We start from the raw sequence: 894 nt of genomic DNA, 5'->3' as shown, positions 1-894 counted from the left end.
TTTGAATAAGAAAAGTCAAGTCCGTTGATGGTTGAAGTGAAGATTAAAACAAATATTTTGTGGGCTTCCACGCATTTCGGACGTTTAGCACTTTTGCCGAATAGTAAAGTGAACTGGTTGCGCAAAACTGCGTAAGAGAATCCCTAGGGTATGACAATGACTACCTAAAGAGATTGGCCGGGCAAGCGATGGTAATTGACGCAATGCACCTTGCTAAACGTTGCCACCGTGGAAAGAGGAATCTTTCCAAACAAACAACTTTTCTTTACTGCTGTCTATCTTTTCTAGATGGACTTATTCTCAAGCTACTAAGTCTTTCTTTTATCTTAGTAGCTTTTTTACGCTTACAATAAAGGAGAAATTATGACTAACTTTTTTCGCATTACAATGTAAACGCCTCTATGATAACTATGAGTTCACCTATGGTATGTATAGCTACTCGACTAAACTACAAGCTAAACTCTATACACAAGCTCTTCTTGACCTAAATCACTTAGTCCAAGAAGCTCGTAGAAACAGCTATCCTAGCGGTGATATTCAATTCTATAGTCGACAGTTTAAACGTAAATTGTTTACCCACTATTACTCAAGAGTGAAGCAATTAGCTTAACTCTTTTTATTTTGCTTAAATTTAGAAAGGAAAACTCTATGATTCCAGAAACACTTGTTATGAAACCTGACTTTATCGGCCCTGCTTACTACGAAAAATTAGGGAATGCGCCTCGCTTTATCTTCGGCAAAGAAGGCAAATACCAACGCCACATTCTTAATAGTGAAAAACATGGGGCCTTCCACGTTATTACCCCTGCTTCTACAACAGTCTTCCCAGAAGATGCTCTTGTAGAAACGGTCAACCCGATTTTTCTCTCAGATACGGCTCTAAACGGTAACTCA

1 protein-coding gene is annotated in these 894 nt (G+C 38.6%); it reads left to right on the top strand.

The window, feature by feature from the left end:
* Nucleotides 1-648: 648 nt before the first annotated feature.
* The coding region (locus tag HMPREF1519_RS06855) for a hypothetical protein (RefSeq protein ID WP_037611646.1) at nt 649-894 on the top strand (246 nt) is incomplete at its 3' end.

The sequence above is a fragment of the Streptococcus sp. SR4 genome (assembly GCF_000517725.1).
Taxonomy (GTDB): Bacteria; Bacillota; Bacilli; order Lactobacillales; family Streptococcaceae; genus Streptococcus; species Streptococcus salivarius_F.
The sequence above is the reverse complement of the archived record's forward strand: the minus strand, read 5'-3'. Positions and strand labels throughout refer to the sequence as shown.